This is a genomic window from Paenibacillus sp. FSL K6-2859 (genome assembly GCF_038008265.1).
Taxonomy (GTDB): domain Bacteria; phylum Bacillota; class Bacilli; order Paenibacillales; family Paenibacillaceae; genus Paenibacillus_AQ; species Paenibacillus_AQ nitricinens.
In genome coordinates this window covers 777,201-792,364 of record NZ_JBBOYU010000001.1, presented here as the reverse complement: position 1 = coordinate 792,364, position 15,164 = coordinate 777,201, and the positions used below count along the sequence as shown (strand labels likewise).

At 44.2% G+C, this 15,164-nt stretch carries 10 protein-coding genes; 1 reads left to right on the top strand and 9 read right to left on the bottom strand.

The features are described from left to right. Window positions 1–69: 69 nt before the first annotated feature. From scfA to MHB64_RS03455, 7 genes are all read right to left on the bottom strand, one after another. Window positions 70–219 (bottom strand): six-cysteine ranthipeptide SCIFF, encoded by a 150-nt coding sequence (gene scfA, locus MHB64_RS03485; RefSeq protein ID WP_076098734.1) that lies wholly within the window; start codon window positions 217–219, stop codon window positions 70–72. A gap of 483 nt (window positions 220–702) precedes the next feature. Further along, the gene (locus MHB64_RS03480) at window positions 703–1,272 is read right to left on the bottom strand and encodes an SF0329 family protein (RefSeq protein ID WP_341133721.1); all 570 of its coding nucleotides are present in this window, start codon (window positions 1,270–1,272) and stop codon (window positions 703–705) included. Between the two features lie 638 nt (window positions 1,273–1,910). Beyond that, window positions 1,911–2,774, bottom strand: coding sequence for an RNA polymerase sigma factor SigJ (gene sigJ / locus MHB64_RS03475; RefSeq protein ID WP_341133720.1), 864 nt, complete (start codon window positions 2,772–2,774; stop codon window positions 1,911–1,913). Between the two features lie 35 nt (window positions 2,775–2,809). After that, on the bottom strand, window positions 2,810–3,994 hold the full coding sequence (locus tag MHB64_RS03470; protein WP_341133719.1) for an NAD(P)/FAD-dependent oxidoreductase: 1,185 nt from the start codon (window positions 3,992–3,994) through the stop codon (window positions 2,810–2,812). Window positions 3,995–4,377: 383 nt separating this feature from the next. Further along, a complete protein-coding gene (locus MHB64_RS03465; protein ID WP_341133718.1) occupies window positions 4,378–7,383 on the bottom strand; it encodes a DUF4855 domain-containing protein in 3,006 nt (1,001 codons plus the stop codon). 398 nt (window positions 7,384–7,781) lie between these two features. After that, the gene (locus tag MHB64_RS03460) at window positions 7,782–8,564 is read right to left on the bottom strand and encodes a response regulator transcription factor (RefSeq protein WP_341133717.1); all 783 of its coding nucleotides are present in this window, start codon (window positions 8,562–8,564) and stop codon (window positions 7,782–7,784) included. Further along, the gene (locus tag MHB64_RS03455) at window positions 8,539–10,185 is read right to left on the bottom strand and encodes a sensor histidine kinase (protein WP_341133716.1); all 1,647 of its coding nucleotides are present in this window, start codon (window positions 10,183–10,185) and stop codon (window positions 8,539–8,541) included. The genes MHB64_RS03460 and MHB64_RS03455 overlap by 26 nt, the downstream gene beginning before the upstream one ends. A gap of 215 nt (window positions 10,186–10,400) precedes the next feature. Here MHB64_RS03455 and MHB64_RS03450 point away from each other — a divergent pair, with 215 nt between their 5' ends. After that, complete coding sequence (locus MHB64_RS03450) at window positions 10,401–12,191, top strand: flavocytochrome c (protein WP_341133715.1); 1,791 nt, start codon at window positions 10,401–10,403, stop codon at window positions 12,189–12,191. Between the two features lie 428 nt (window positions 12,192–12,619). Here the strand turns inward: MHB64_RS03450 and MHB64_RS03445 are convergent, their stop codons facing one another. Together MHB64_RS03445 and MHB64_RS03440 are read right to left on the bottom strand one after the other, a co-directional pair. Beyond that, window positions 12,620–13,894, bottom strand: coding sequence for a recombinase family protein (locus MHB64_RS03445; RefSeq protein ID WP_341133714.1), 1,275 nt, complete (start codon window positions 13,892–13,894; stop codon window positions 12,620–12,622). Window positions 13,895–14,098: 204 nt separating this feature from the next. Beyond that, window positions 14,099–15,130, bottom strand: a complete 1,032-nt coding sequence (locus tag MHB64_RS03440; RefSeq protein ID WP_341133713.1) for an ANTAR domain-containing protein — start codon at window positions 15,128–15,130, stop codon at window positions 14,099–14,101. Window positions 15,131–15,164: the final 34 nt, after the last annotated feature.

Below are 15,164 nucleotides of genomic sequence, written 5' to 3'. Positions count from 1 at the left end.
TAGAGGTAGCGTCCATTTCTTAAAAATAGCCGCCCATCAGCAGAGCAATGGGCGGTAAAATTCCGAATCCTATCTGTTCATTGCATTTTCACACTTCTGGTTTGCAACGCCGCAGGAAGTTTTACAAGCGGACTGGCAAGATGTCTGGCATGCGCCACATCCGCCGTGTTTTGCGGTATCCATCAGTTTACGGGTGCTCAGTGTTACGATTCTTTTCACGATAAATAACTCCTTCTGTAATTTCTTGTGATCACTTTCACTTAATTTCCATGGAACATCGTAGCAACCTGACGTAAGTACGTCTATGATTCCCGTCACCTAGCAGAGCAGAGAGGGATTAAACATAAAAATCAACGCTCATTTTCGTGCAGTCTTTCATGCTTGTGATCGTAGGATGCCGTAGCAGGAACCAGAGTCAGAGCAATGCTAAAAAAGTGACCAAAGAAACAAAAAAGAGACGGCAATGATGCCATCTCTTTAACAACGATTTTTCCTCATACTTGTCCGTAAAGTCCAATAAATATAGGATCTCATAACACTGTATCCTTTCTTACCAGTAGAGCGACACTCTCCGATTCCATATGCACCATATGCGAACATCCCTCTCATTATCATGGCTATTGTTATGGTGGGGAGAAGTCGCGTAGAATTAGGGATTTTTGTAGGGAGTGTTTTTTGAATATTCAATGAAGTTATTTATTTTTATAATGTACTACGCCGTAGTTCATAAAAATACTGCACAATTGGATGCTTTAACTTCATCTTCTCGCTCATGTTCAACATTCGTTTTTTTCCAACTCGTCTGTCCACTAAGGCTAGAATATTCAATAAGATATCGTCGCTCTCTAAGCTCTCCTCTATGGAAATAGATAAATACTTAGTAGCTGTAACAATAAAATTTGATTTACTTAATGACGTCTGTGCTGACAAAAGCTCCTTTGCAACTACTGATATTTTTCTGCTTCTTGCAATTATGATTAGACGATCCTCCGGGATGATCCCCTTACTATCTTTTCTAACCGCTTCAATGTCTTCATGGTTGATAGGAATTTGAAGATCTGAATCATTCTTAATTTCCTGCTCCGTCTGATACCATCTAATTGAGCTTGTTCTATCATTCATATTAAGTATGTTCTTTTTATCTACCGAAATATAACAATTCCCTGATTTATCAGGTAAATAACGGTAACTGCTCGCGCGATATTCAACCCTGCCGTATAACGCAGGACAGAGAAAACTCTCCAGTTGTTGCTTCAATTTGCTCCAGGACATGGATCCTCCTATGTTTTATGTTATAAATACCTGCTCAGGCAGTCGTTCTATTATACAATACATAATACAATCCCACTAAAACCTGAATAATATCTTGATATAAAAACAGAGGAACGACTTAAAATATTTGGTTTTTGTCCCCGCGGGAAGGGAAGTATATAGGTATTGTCAAGCGTTATCACGATAAGCACAAGGGAATGAATCACCCGGTCGAGATGTAAGTTAAAGGTGAAACGGTCGCTAGGATATGCAAGGTAACGAAAATTGGTCGTTCATCGCTGTACCTTCGTATTGCTGAATTGGGAATAAGCAGGGTAGAAAGTCGTCAAGCCTAACGGTTCGGCGGCTTTTTCCTTCGAACAACACTTTATCGCAACAATGCATTAATGTCCGATTGTACATCTATTCAGATTGAATTAACATGCCGAAAACCTAATAGCGGCGCGGGTTTGGATTGGTCATTACGAAAAACAATATTTTCAAAATAGGACATATTCGCCATGTCTAGCGTATGTTTCACGACATGTTTTTTGCTAAAGCTTTCGTTTATCGATAATTCCTTATACTAACCAAAAGAAAAACCGCCATATAATAAGGCGGTCAATTTTGAAATATCGTTTCCGGTCGAATACTCTTTTTCATTTCAATAAAAGCCTCAGCTTATCCGGATTCCTAACAAAGTATAGGTTGCAAATCGCATTTCTCTCAACGTGTATCAGCACAACAACTTCGATGCCCTCGCCTGAACGGACAACAAGCCCAGTTTGACCATTTATATCCGTCATCTCGACATGCATGCCTCCTTCGTAATGAGGAGCCTTACGAATTAGACCGATAAGGAACCGTGCGACGAGATTGCGCGATTCAATAGGATGGACAGCGGCGAACGCTTTGCCCCCTCCATCAGAGACCAATACGACATCTTCGGCGAGTATGGATACAACCGTGTCCACGTTTCCCAGTTCGAGAGCCTTCAGGAATCGACGGACCCACTCTTCGCTCGCCGCTTCTGAGTGAACCTGCTCATCGAGGGTAATTCCCATCTTTCCTCTTGCACGGCTGAACAGTTTGCGGCAATTTGCTTCACTTTTGTCAACAAGTTCAGCAATATCTGAATATTCAAAGCCGAGCGCTTCACGAAGCACGAACACCGCCCGTTCCGTATGGGATAGCCTTTCAAGCAGCACGAGCATAGCGTAAGACAACAGCTCGTCACGAACAACCGCTTCAAACGATTCATCATTGGGAGTAAGAATGGGCTCGGGAAGCCATTGTCCGAAATACAGTTCCCTCCGTTTACACGCCGATTTGAGTAAATCCCGACAGCGATTAGTCACCATTTTGCACAGATATGCTTTCGGTTTAACCAAACGCGCCAGATCTACGTCATTTATCTTCAGGAATACGTCCTGCACAACATCCTCCGCATCGGAAGCTGACCCGGTCAGTTGGTAGGCAAGCGTAAACAGCAGCCCTTTATACTGCTCATATAACTCCTGCATCTTACCACTTCCAATCTTATCCTCTAATTACATTATTATTTTAACAAACTTGGCGCATCCCATGTGAATTTTCTCAGTCGCCAACCCAGCTTTCCCGTAAAAACAATATCTACCCCCCATATACGTGTCCATACCAATCCATGCCCCGGACCTAAGCCAAAGCAGAAAAAGTCTATAAACCCCTTATGCGAGGGTGCAGGGCGCCCTTCAAGATCCGCCGACAAAATCTCTCCAAGCCTTGCCGCTTGAGCGGTCGCTTCCTTACACGTCTTCCCGTCCGCCCGTCCGCTAGCAGGGTCTACGATTTGGGCGCAGTCGCCGATACTGTATACACCCTGAGCACCCTGAACCCGATAACTTGCATCTACGATTACGTATCCTTCCGGATTGACCGGTAACCCGATGTTTCGCAGCATTGGATTGGGTAACAGCCCCAGCGTCCAAACACATAGACCGACGGACATCGTTCCACCGCTAGATAAGGTAAGCGTTCCCTCTTTCTCCTGTAATACTCTGCTCCCTTGTAATACGGTTACTCCGCAAGCTTCAAGTGAACGTTCCAGTTTAAGCCCTACCTTGGCTGGGCCATCCGGGAATAGCCTCTTGTTCGTATTAAATAGTTTTATCCTCACAGCATCCGGATCAAGTCCCAATTGCTGCGCATCTTCTCGAACGAAATGAGCCAGTTCGACAGATGTCTCGATGCCGCTTATGCCTGCTCCCGCAACGGCAATGGTCATTAATCTCTGCCGCTCTTTCGCGTTTGTTTCCTTAACGGCTTTTTGCATATTCGTGCGCCACGCCTCTCTGATCTTCCATGCGGCATCCAAGCTCGCCAATGCCACCCCCCCCTGATCAGGGTCGGGTTGCCGTACGACGCTGCCTACCGTCAAAACGAGAATGTCATATTTCATCGAATTCTCAATTCCTTTGGCATCCTGATAAAGCAGCCTTCTCTTCTCTGATTCGATTTTGGTTACGGTAGCCTGAACGAATTCAACCCCCACTGGAAACAACCTTGTCAGTGGGACAATTATATCTTCGTCTCCAGCCGCAGGCTTAAAAAGCAAAACTTTGCGAAAGTGATAGGGATTCTTGTCGATTAGAATAAGTCGAAGCGGACGCTGGCTTGCCTCACCCTTAAACGTTTTTCGAATCACATTAACCGCATTAATGCCCGCATATCCTCCGCCAACGATGATGCATATCAATTCTTTCATTTCAACCACTCCTTATTTTGTTTTGCTTATAAAACGAGATAAGGGGTCGTGTTGTGACAACAGCGATATGTTGACGACTGCCGATTATTTGTACTTGAGAATTTCTGCTTCAATTACAGTATATTTTTTATTGACCTTGAAGATCGTTCCCGCAGATGATTCTCCCGTTTAAGAAAGAAGAGATCCCGTCTTGTCATCCCCTCTGTACATAGAAACAAGCCGATTAGGTATAGACCCCGTGGTCTGGCACCTAATCGGCTTGTTATGTTACGCCTCAAACGTGTTTACTTCGGTTATTAGTCTTACTCGGACAGATCATTCGATAACCGGTACAGAAAGTTTCAGCGCGGGTCGTATTGCTGCTTGGATGAATTATTTATCCATTACTTATCGTGACCTTTACCCGGGTTTTCTTTGGAGTATTCAAAGGTCACTTTTACAGGCTCGCTCATATAGCCAGTCGATAGATACGCCTCATGGGTTCCCTTTAAATTACCCGTAAGTTTGAATGTGAATTGGAAGCTTCCCGCGACTGTACTCTTCGTCTCATCTTCGAGATGAACCTTGCCTTTCGAATCAAACACCTTCAACTTCACATTTGTAAGGACGCCATTCATCAGCAATCCATCAATCGTTACTTTTTTCGTTTCCTCGTCAACCTTTACTTGTATGCCCTCAATGCCCTTCACGTCTACAGCGCCCGAGAGGTTATAGACACCAAACTCGTAGATGGAATATCCGTAATCGGTTGCTCTTTTTATGCCTTGTAACTTCATGTATCTTGCCTTGACCGGGTTGAACTGAATCGTTTCTTTGCCTTCATGCGCGGTAATCATTCCGTCATTTGGCATGACATTGATCCAGTTCTGCTTATCGTTCGACACAAGAAGCTTGTATTTATCGGCACGAGCATATTCCCAATCGATTCGAACCGTATCCATTTCCTTCACTTCATCGAGATCGACCAGGAACCAAGTATTGTCCACGTATTCGCTCGCCCATCTTGAAGCAGGGAATCCATCGACGGCTTTAGCCGGTGCATAATTCGAATTATTGCCTTCGATCGACGAAGCTTCTACCGTTTTATTCTGCGCCAAATTGCCTATTAGGTAATAGACGCTTTCCTTCAGCGTATTGTACGCCTCATCTTTTATCGTACCCGCCTTCTTGAATTCATCCAGCTTTGCATTAAAGCCTTGGAGATACTTGGTGACTTGCGCTGCATCTTTCTCTTCATAGCGCTTCATCATTTCCAAATAGTTGTTCAAAGAACGCACCGTTGCAGAATTCGTAAATTGCTTCGCTGTTTCGAAGCGGTCGACTAGCGCTTTCATGCCAGATGCATTCGTCATTGCTTCGATAACATATGACTTTGTCACCATACGCCCCGCGGTAACGGTAATGTTAAGCTCATGTTTGCCAAGCTTGCCTGCAAGCGGAATAACGGTACCCGCTGTATAAGGCTTGCCGTCATACGTCGCCGTCACTTTCGTCAGACCATCATCCGTTCTAAGCTTCCATGTAAAAGATACGGACTCTGAATTGGACAGTTTCATTCCGCTCTGGAACGGCTTGCCGTTCATCTGCACGTCTACCTCGGAAGGCGGAGCCTCATTGACCTGATACGTTCCTTTAACAAATTGATACAGCCAGTCGTAAAGAACGCGTGTCGCTGGATCTTTACTTACCGCGGTGTTATAGACTGCATTGTTGCCTTGGTAATACGATTTGAAGCCATCTTTCATGAGCCCTGTCTTCGCACCGCTGTTCAAGTAATCGATATACCGCTCGCGGAACACGCCGTCCGTCAGCATCCGATCATCGAACTCGAGTTCATTGGACATGCCATACTGCTTCGCCAGATTCGCAGAATCCTCCAAGCGCTCGATATCCGTCGGCTCGAAGAAGTAGTTCGGTTGGATCGTTACCGCATCGAAGCCGACATCCTTCCACATGAACGCTTTATAAGCGAAGAAATGCGGAATCCAGAAGAACTTCAGGTCCTTGCCGCTAATTTGCATGTCATGCAGGGTGCTGCTCACCGAACGGATCAGATCCGGTCCGGATTGGCTTGTGCTGATTTGCTCTTCGAACCAGTACATACCTACAAGCTCGAGGTTAGCGTAACCTCTTGCTTCCCATCTCGATTTGACTTGCTGCAGCCACCATTGAACTGCTTTTTCACGGTTCGCAAGGGCTTTCTCTTTGCCAACGGAATCATTGAAGCTCAGCGATTCTCCACCTTGTTCAACAGCTCCGAAATTAGTGATCGATTCACCTGGATCCGGAATCATGAGGACAACCTTTTCCTTCACGCCAGACTCGTTCAACGCATCGGATACTTCCTTAGCCGCTTCGTTTAACGCATCCATATCGCCGCCTGCCGCAAAGGTTTTATCCAGATACCATTTCCAATCTTCCAGATAAGCCCGCCCGCCGAAATCACGACCTGGATTTGGAGAGTTAATGCCAAGATACAGGACGCCGTCGAAGAGTCGATCCTTAATTTTGCCGTCCTTATCGACATAACTAATGTTCGGAATGATCCGTTCTTTCGTCCAGATGCCTAGGTCATTCGCATATTGCCCGTTATACAAAAGTCCAAGATGCTCGATACCCGCTGTCGCTTCGCCTGCCGCCAAGAATTTCGGCGTTTGCGTTGGAACAGCTACGGCTCCGGCAACTTTGCCGTCTTCACCGAGGATTTCAATCTCATCCACGAAGGTCATTGCACGCGTATGCATGGTGAATGTCACTTTCACATAGCGAGCATACGCGATCTTCGCATCTGGGCCGATCGCTTTAATGCCGTCCTTGCTGCCATCCCACACATAGGTCTCCGTGTATTTGCCGTCATTCCACAGCTTCTGCGTGGCATTGTCTTTGAGCAGTCCCCAGTTCACCTTGTCATCGGAGACGTACATCGATACCGTGAGTGGCACGAGTACATTGTTCGTTGGCCAATCTTCGAGGAAATTGGCTTTAATACCCGCGATGGATTTCTTCGCCCCCAAATCAAACACAACTTCGCGTGTCTTACTCAAATGATGTCCAACCCATGCTGCGTCGGATCTATCGCTTGCCCCATATATACCATCCGTAAGTGTGTTGCCTTCATCCGGATAAGAAGCTTCCGGCTCTTGCGACCACTCATAAGATAAGCCCGCTGCAAGATTGTGATAAACCGCCCCATACACTGACGCAATAACACCCTCCGTACCCGCTCCCGGCAGGTCTGATGGATTCGTCACCTCGCCCGGCGGGTTCGCTGGTGTCTGTTCCTCTGTCTGTGTAGGCGGCAGCGCCTCTTCTGCTTGCGCAATCGGCATCACCGTTACGATCATGATCGCGACCATGACGAGAGCTACCCATTTTCTACTCCTCTTCATATCGTACGAACTCCCTTCTGATTCTTGAGTCAAGAAACATCAATCTCCTAAATGGTATGCTTCCATTTCAACTTACCTCGATGCTCCTTCCTCCCTTCCGAGATTCCGACACGTCATAGAAGCTTATAACATATGTCAATGTCCTTAAAGTAACATTATGAAAAGTGGCCTTTCTTTCAAATAGATAATTAATGACATTGGGTATACACTTGTTGACATGAAGGCCTTCACGTCGCGTTTTTATAGGTATAAAGATAGCGCTCACCTCCTTAGGTCCTACCTATTTTCTATCAATGTCCTCTAAGCAATCCGCAAATAAAAAACGCAACCCCTCGAGGTTGCGTCGTGTTTATATATGGTGGTGCCTAATTGCTGCGGCGTCCTACTAAATTGATGCCCTATCCATAACCGAACGGATGCTTCTTGTACTCTAAGGGGCTTGAGCCGACTCTATTTTTGAACACACGACTAAAATAGTACTGGCTCTTATACCCTACCTTCACGGCCAGATCCCCGATTTTGATATTCGGCATTACGTCATCCAGAATCTCCTTCGCCTTCGATATCCGAAGCTCGGTGACATAGTCAAGGAATGAAGCACCGATTTCTTGCTTCATACGCTTGCTAAGATAGGTTTGGTTGATATGAAATAGCGCTGCTACTCGAGTAATAGACAGCTCCGGATCCTGATAATGACTGTCAATATACTCGGTCACTTTTTGGATAAGCACTGTTCCATCCCCTGTATACCCGGGAAGCTCACGCTCCTTATCCACCCTGCTTTCATGTGAATGTAAAGGATATTTTGCCTGAAGATGCTCATCCATCCGATGAAGCAGCTTGTTCAGATCACTCTTCGGCACAGGTTTCAACACATAATCGAATGCTTGCAGTTGCACGGCTTGACGCGCATATTCAAAGTTATCGTAGCCGCTGATGATGACAATTAGAACCGACGGGCAGCGTTCGCGCAATATATTTATCAGATCGAGTCCATTCATATTCGGCATGTTGATGTCCACAAGACATACATGTGGTGGGGCTTCCTCCACCATTTTCAATGCTTCGTTTGCACTTTTCGCTTCTCCTGCAACTTCAAAAAGATACGAACTCTCCTCAATGTATTGTCGCAAGCCTTTGCGAATGATCGTTTCATCATCGACGATGACAATCTTCCACATCTTCATTCCCCTCCCCTTCCAAAGGTATTCGAATGACCATAACGGTAATGCCATCTTCGCTCTTTACTGCAAGACCATATGGCACCCCGTAAGCTAGTCGAATGCGATGGTTTACACTGTATAGTCCAAAGCCTATGGCAGAACGATCATATTTATCATCAAGAAGGGCTTGATTCATCTGATCAAGCCTCTCTTCAGGAATCATAACCCCATTATTTTTAACCTTAATGACCAAATAATCGACCTGTTTATATGCTGAAATCGAAATTTTGCACTTTTGATCCCCAAGTGGCTTAATCCCGTGATAAATCGCATTTTCCACCAACGGCTGCAGCATGAAGCGAACGACTTGGCACTGAGCAAGCTTTTCATCATATCGAAGCTCGTAGTCCAGAATCTCCTCATATCGCACGCCTTGAATATGAAGATAACTCTCGACATGGTACAACTCCTGATCAAGCAGAATGTAGGGACTGCCTGTGCCAAGCCCTAATCGGAAATATGCGCTAAGCGCTTCCACCATCTCCACCACATTGTCTGCTCCATGTTCCGTTGCCATCCACTGGATCGTATCCACTGTGTTGTATAAAAAGTGAGGCTTGATCTGCTCATGAATCAGTCTGAGTTCCATCTCCTTTCGGTCCTGCTCCACAGCGTATAATTGAACAAGCATGTCATTGAAGCTTCGCCCAAGATCGCCGATCTCATCCGAGCGCGTAACATCTGCCCGTATGGTTTGGTTCCCGTTCTGCACATTTTCCATTACCTGGCGAAGCGACTGAATGGGACGAATAATGGATGAAGCAAGCAGCATCAGAAAGACGATAAACGCACTACCGATAAGAACGCCTACCAGCAATGCAGTCCGCTGGGTTTTGATCACCGCTAGCGATAGACTTGAATTCGGCACTTCGAGTACGAGCTTCCAGCCTTCCACATTTTGAATTGGAGCCTCAAATACACTCATGTTCTTCTTATCTGCTGCATCCTCCGCTCCATCTCCTTCACCCAGCTCTCTGCAATCGATGATAAGCTGGCCTGACTGGTCATATAGCATTACATCTTGAGCAATCTCCTTCATCTTCTTGACGGAGACGGCTGCGGCAATATAAGCTACCTCATCATTCACCGATGGATTCACACGATAGAGAATGACGACGATTTCAGCTGCATTCGCTTTGGATACGATCGGATTGCTCACCACATAATTGGAATCTGAATTTAGCAGTAGTTTTCGATAGTAGGGTCGGTTTAGTATCGAAAAAGGCTTGTCCCTTGCTGACCAGGAATTTCCGTGAATATCCACCACGCGTATGGATTCGTACTCTACTTGCTTTTTCGCCTCGAACTTATTGATCTCTTGCAGCAATTCATCCCGTGTCCAATGATGGTCCGAAGCTAGAGAAGCAAGCATGTCTATCTCACCGATGCGCTGATTAAACCAATAATCGATCTGGTCACTGCGTGCAGTAACCACTTGCTGCGTTAAGTTCTTATTCAAAGGGACAACCGTATGGTTCATCTCAAAATATATTGTTACAAGCAGTGCAACGAACAGCAGCAAGAAGCAGCCTCCTGCGATTAACGTAATTTTTAAGTGAATTGTTTTCATTGTAATCATAGCCCTTCACAATATCCGTTTCTTACATGCCCGAAAAAGACAAAAAAACGCTAATCTGTGCAAATACATAATGCTGTACTAAATCTATAATAGGTCTTGTGCATATTTTCACATGAAATAACATTCATGTCTAGGCTAGAGATAAAGGATTTGCCTAGCAAATCTTCCTCTCCCTAGTGTATGTAACCAATTCACAACAGAATGAAGGAGATATTATGCGAACTCACACGAAAAAGCTGTTATCTATTCTACTAGTCCTCAGTCTTATGTTCATGCTTGCTGCCTGCGGCGGTAAAGAGGCAGCACCCGCTGCAGATGCAAACGGAGTTCAAGTCTTTGAAGGAGTTGGGCAAGGTAAACATGGCGATATTAAAGTACAAGTTTCCTTATTAGATAACAAGATCACTGACATTAAAGTAACAGAGCATAAGGAAAATGAAGTACTTGCAGAGCCTGTTTATACGCAGCTCAAGCAAGATGTCATGACAACTAACAGCGCAAAAGTTGATGCCATTAGCGGATCTACGGCTACAAGCAAAGGATATCTCGAAGCCATTCAAGATGCAATTACGAAGTCTGGACTTACTCTTGTCGCTGGCGCTGCAGTCAGTAAAAGCAAAGACAAAGAAGAAGTAGACCAAACCTATGATGTTGTCGTCATCGGTGCCGGAGGTGCTGGCTTTAGTGCGGCTATCGAAGCGAACAGCGCTGGAGCTAATGTAGTTCTGCTCGAGAAAATGCCAGCTGTTGGCGGCAACACATTGATCTCCGGTGGTGAGATGAATGCGCCGGACAACTGGGTTGAACGTGCTCTTGGCATCACTGATGACACGGCTGACTTGTTCTATGATGATACGATGAAAGGCGGAGACAACCTCGGGGATCCTAAGATGGTTCGTATTCTTGCCGACAATGCACTAGCATCTGCCGAATGGCTGCGCGATGATATCAAGGTAGAGTTCTTACCTGATCATCTGTTCCAATTTGGAGGCCATTCCAGAAAACGTGCGTTGATTCCTGTAGGTCATACAGGTTCTGAATTGATTACCAAGTTAAAAGCCAAAACAGACGCTGACCAAATCACGATCAAAACGAATATGAAAGCCGAAACCTTGCTGAAGGACGAAAGCGGCAAAGTAACCGGTGTAACTGCGACTTCGGGTACTGGCGACAAGATCACCTTCCATGCGAACAAAGGCGTCATCATCGCTACCGGTGGTTTTGGATCCAATGTAGAGATGCGTAAAAAGTATAACCCTAAAATGGATGAAAAATATATGTCTACCGATACACCAGGATCTACAGGTGACGGTATCGTTATGGCAGAAACGATTGGCGCCAAACTGACAAACATGGAGAATATTCAAACGTATCCAATCTGTAATCCTGAGACAGGTGTTATTTCCCTGGTTGCAGACTCCCGCTTCGATGGTGCGATCCTGATTAACCAAGAAGGCAAGCGCTTCGTTGAGGAATTAGAACGTCGTGACGTTATTTCTAAAGCAATTCTTGCCCAAACGGGCGGATATACGTATCAATTATGGAATCAAGGCATTGAGGATATCGGTAAAACGATCGAAGTTCATCAAGACGAATACGATCAACTCGTTAAACAAGGCTTGCTCTTTAAAGCCGATACGATTGAAGAGGCGGCTGATTTCTTCAAAATTGACGTGAACACTTTGAAAGAAACAATTAATAAAGTAAATGATTTTGCGAAAACAGGTAAAGACCTTGATTTCAAACATCGCGGTGGATTGAAATCTCTTGAAAAAGGCCCTTACTACATCGAAAAAGCTGTACCATCCGTTCACCATACAATGGGCGGATTGGTGATCGACGAGAAGACTCGCGTATTGAATGAAAAAGGCGAAGTCATCCCTGGGCTGTTCGCTGCAGGTGAAGTAACAGGGGTCATTCATGGTGCAAACCGTCTCGGCGGTAATGCCATCGCTGATATCTTCACCTTCGGCCGGATTGCAGGCAAACAAGTTGTAGCAGAGTAATCTTATTTTTGTGTAACTGCTCTATTAATAAGTTAGCCTTAAAAACGTGCAAGATAGTTTGTAGAGTGCAGGTTGACTGCTAACTTTCAAGCTGCCCTCTATGACATAATAAACCGCCCTGTCCGCAACATTGCGAACAGGGCGGTTTATTTATGGTGGAGCCTAGGGGCTACGCTCGTCTAACTCGCTGCTCTTTTATCGTTCTCCGCTAGTGGAATTAAAATTGCCCAATTATTTAGTGTCTACTTGACAAGGGTTCCTTCAAATTTCCTAGTTTCTTCTTTTCATCAGGTTCAAATCCGTAGATTTCCACATCAATTCCACACTGGAAAACTCAAGTAAGTAAAGGGGGCTGAATCACTGTTACATCCCTTACCAACAAAGCTACCGACTCCACATACTTGAGTGTCGGTCACTAAACTTTTGGTTTAAAGAAAAGCAGTGGGAGGAGCAAATCTGTAACTGATTTGCGGTATCCCATCTGCTGTAACTTCAATTCTTTCTACCAATCTATGAAGCATATCGGAAGTAAGGTCTTTTAGTTTCATGAACCTTTGTAGTTCTTCCTTCATCCGAGTAATCATAACGTCCAGTTCTTTGGTTTGTGCCACGGTAGATAGAGTACATTTCTTCATTTGAAGTTGTTCGATACTACCGTTAATCTCTGCTGTAACATCTTTGTATTCAGCCTCAGTAATCTTATCAGATGCTAAGAGTCTGATTAAACCCTTTCGTTCATCGTTTAACTTCTGAAGTTGTTTCTCTACCACTTCCAATTGCTTGGCTAGCTGATTCCTTGCAGTAGACGCTATTGCTTCAACTCGCCCCAACACGTCCTTCTGATTTAAGGCTTCTGTCCATGTACGGATATCTTCAAGGATGATAGACTTCAGAGCATCTTCCTTGATTGTGTGCTGACTAAACGCATGTTTTCTATGTTTCTGATGAGTACCACACACATATCCTTTGCGGTTGTTCAGATACCAAAGGCTTTGACCGCAATCAGCGCAGTAAGCAACATTAGTAAACAGATGCTTTTTGCATTTAGGTCGTTTCTTCTTACGACTTTCCATGTGCCTCTGTACAGCTTCAAAGTCTTCAGGGGAGACAATAGGAGCGTGAGCATTTGGAATAATTACTTGAGCATCTTTAGCAACCTCAGTACGCACCTTGTTCGTTACACTAAGCGTTGTTTCCCTGCAAAGAACGAGGTCACCAGTATAATGAGGATTAGTCAGGATTTTCTTGATAGTTGTGCCCTGCCAGTAAAGCCCTGCATTTACTTTTTCAGCGACTTGAGCAGGTGTAGGAAAGCCTTCTTTGGTTAAGGTTCTTGCGATTGAATCAAAGCCTTTCCCCTCCAAATAAAGCCGATACACCCGTCTTACGACCTCAGGCGTTCCATCATTTCTGATGTATAGTTTCCCTTCCCCCACAGTGTAACCGTAAGGAGGAATAGAACCCTTAAACTTACCTTTTTGAGCCTGAGTGCGTAGCACTGCTTTAATCCGTTCACTGGTTCTCTGAGACTCTTGTTCGTACATCCATGCGTAAAGTCCGAACATACTACGATTGCCTTCGATTGTGTTAACGGCATTATCAAGGGTTATTATGTGAGTACCGCTTCTTTCAGACATATCTTTTATCTCGTAAGATAGCTTACCATTACGAGCCAAACGAGATAATTCCTTAGCTAAAATCAAATCAAACTTCCGCTGTTTTGCGTCCTCTATGAGTCTTTACAAATTCAGACGTTTGTCAGTAGTCCCACTTTCAACATCTTGATAGATTCCGTGTAACTCCCACCCTTTTTCCTCAATAAAATTAAAGAAGAGGGATTGTTTGATTATCAAGGCTTTTCTTTTGTTCCTCTCTATCTGTAGAAACACGAATATATACTGCACATCTCATGATAAAATCTCTCCTTTATCACAAGATGCATCGAAGTCAGCATCTTCATTATACTCGTTCTCGTTGAGTTCTTCTAATACCCTTTCAATTTCAGAATCAATCAACGGCAGAAACAAATCTAAGAAGGACTTACCTTCTTCTGCAAAGATTCTAATTACTGTCATAGTAACCCGAGGGCTCTTTTCAAGTAATTTCATACGATTACTGAATGTTCCCTGATTGTATAGTTGTTTCATGGTAGCATATCCAAATGCTTTACCCAGTGAAGTAAAACCAATTATCGTTTCCGCTACTTGTACAGACTTCAATGATTCAAGCCATTCAATTGTTAATTCTTGAGTTCCACTAAATACAAGGTGCGGACTGATTTTTCGAGTTATATAGACAAAGAACTCCTTAGTGAGCAAATCTTTTGCTCGCTTGTCCATCGAGTACTCTCTCATTTCATGTTCGGAGGGGGAAACCTCCATTCTCAAGACACCTTTAGCCTGCTCAATTACACTCGATGGAGCGTCTTTTCTTCGCCGCTCTTTCTCCTTGTCGTAAAACATGATTCTACTGCTGTTGTTCTGCCAAATTACCGTTTCTGTTTGGTTGTAAGTTACAGTATCTTTTCTCGGATATTTCATCAGGGATAGTTGAAAAAGATAGTCTGTAACCTTATTTCCAACATTAAAGTTCCAACAGACATCAATCCTCTTCACTTTCCATTCGCTACGGTCAATATCAACTTTTAATACATTGCGTAATTGATGAGAAAGTAATGTGTAGAAAACTTCGATATCCTTTGTTGTTAGAAGGAATATATTTTCACTGAAAATGAATTTGGGAATAGATAATTCCACTTCTAGTACAAAGGTAGTCGAGTTATATTTTACAAATGGAATCTGATTACATGCGAATGTATAGACATCTGTAATCAATCCAGTATTTTTATCAAGGTATGTTGTTACCTTTGCATCTAGTGTTTCAAGAACAATAAACTCTACCACGATGTTCTCAGCTTTCAATCGAACTGTATCAAACACAACAAATCTCTCCCTGTAAAATCAAAATTTTGTT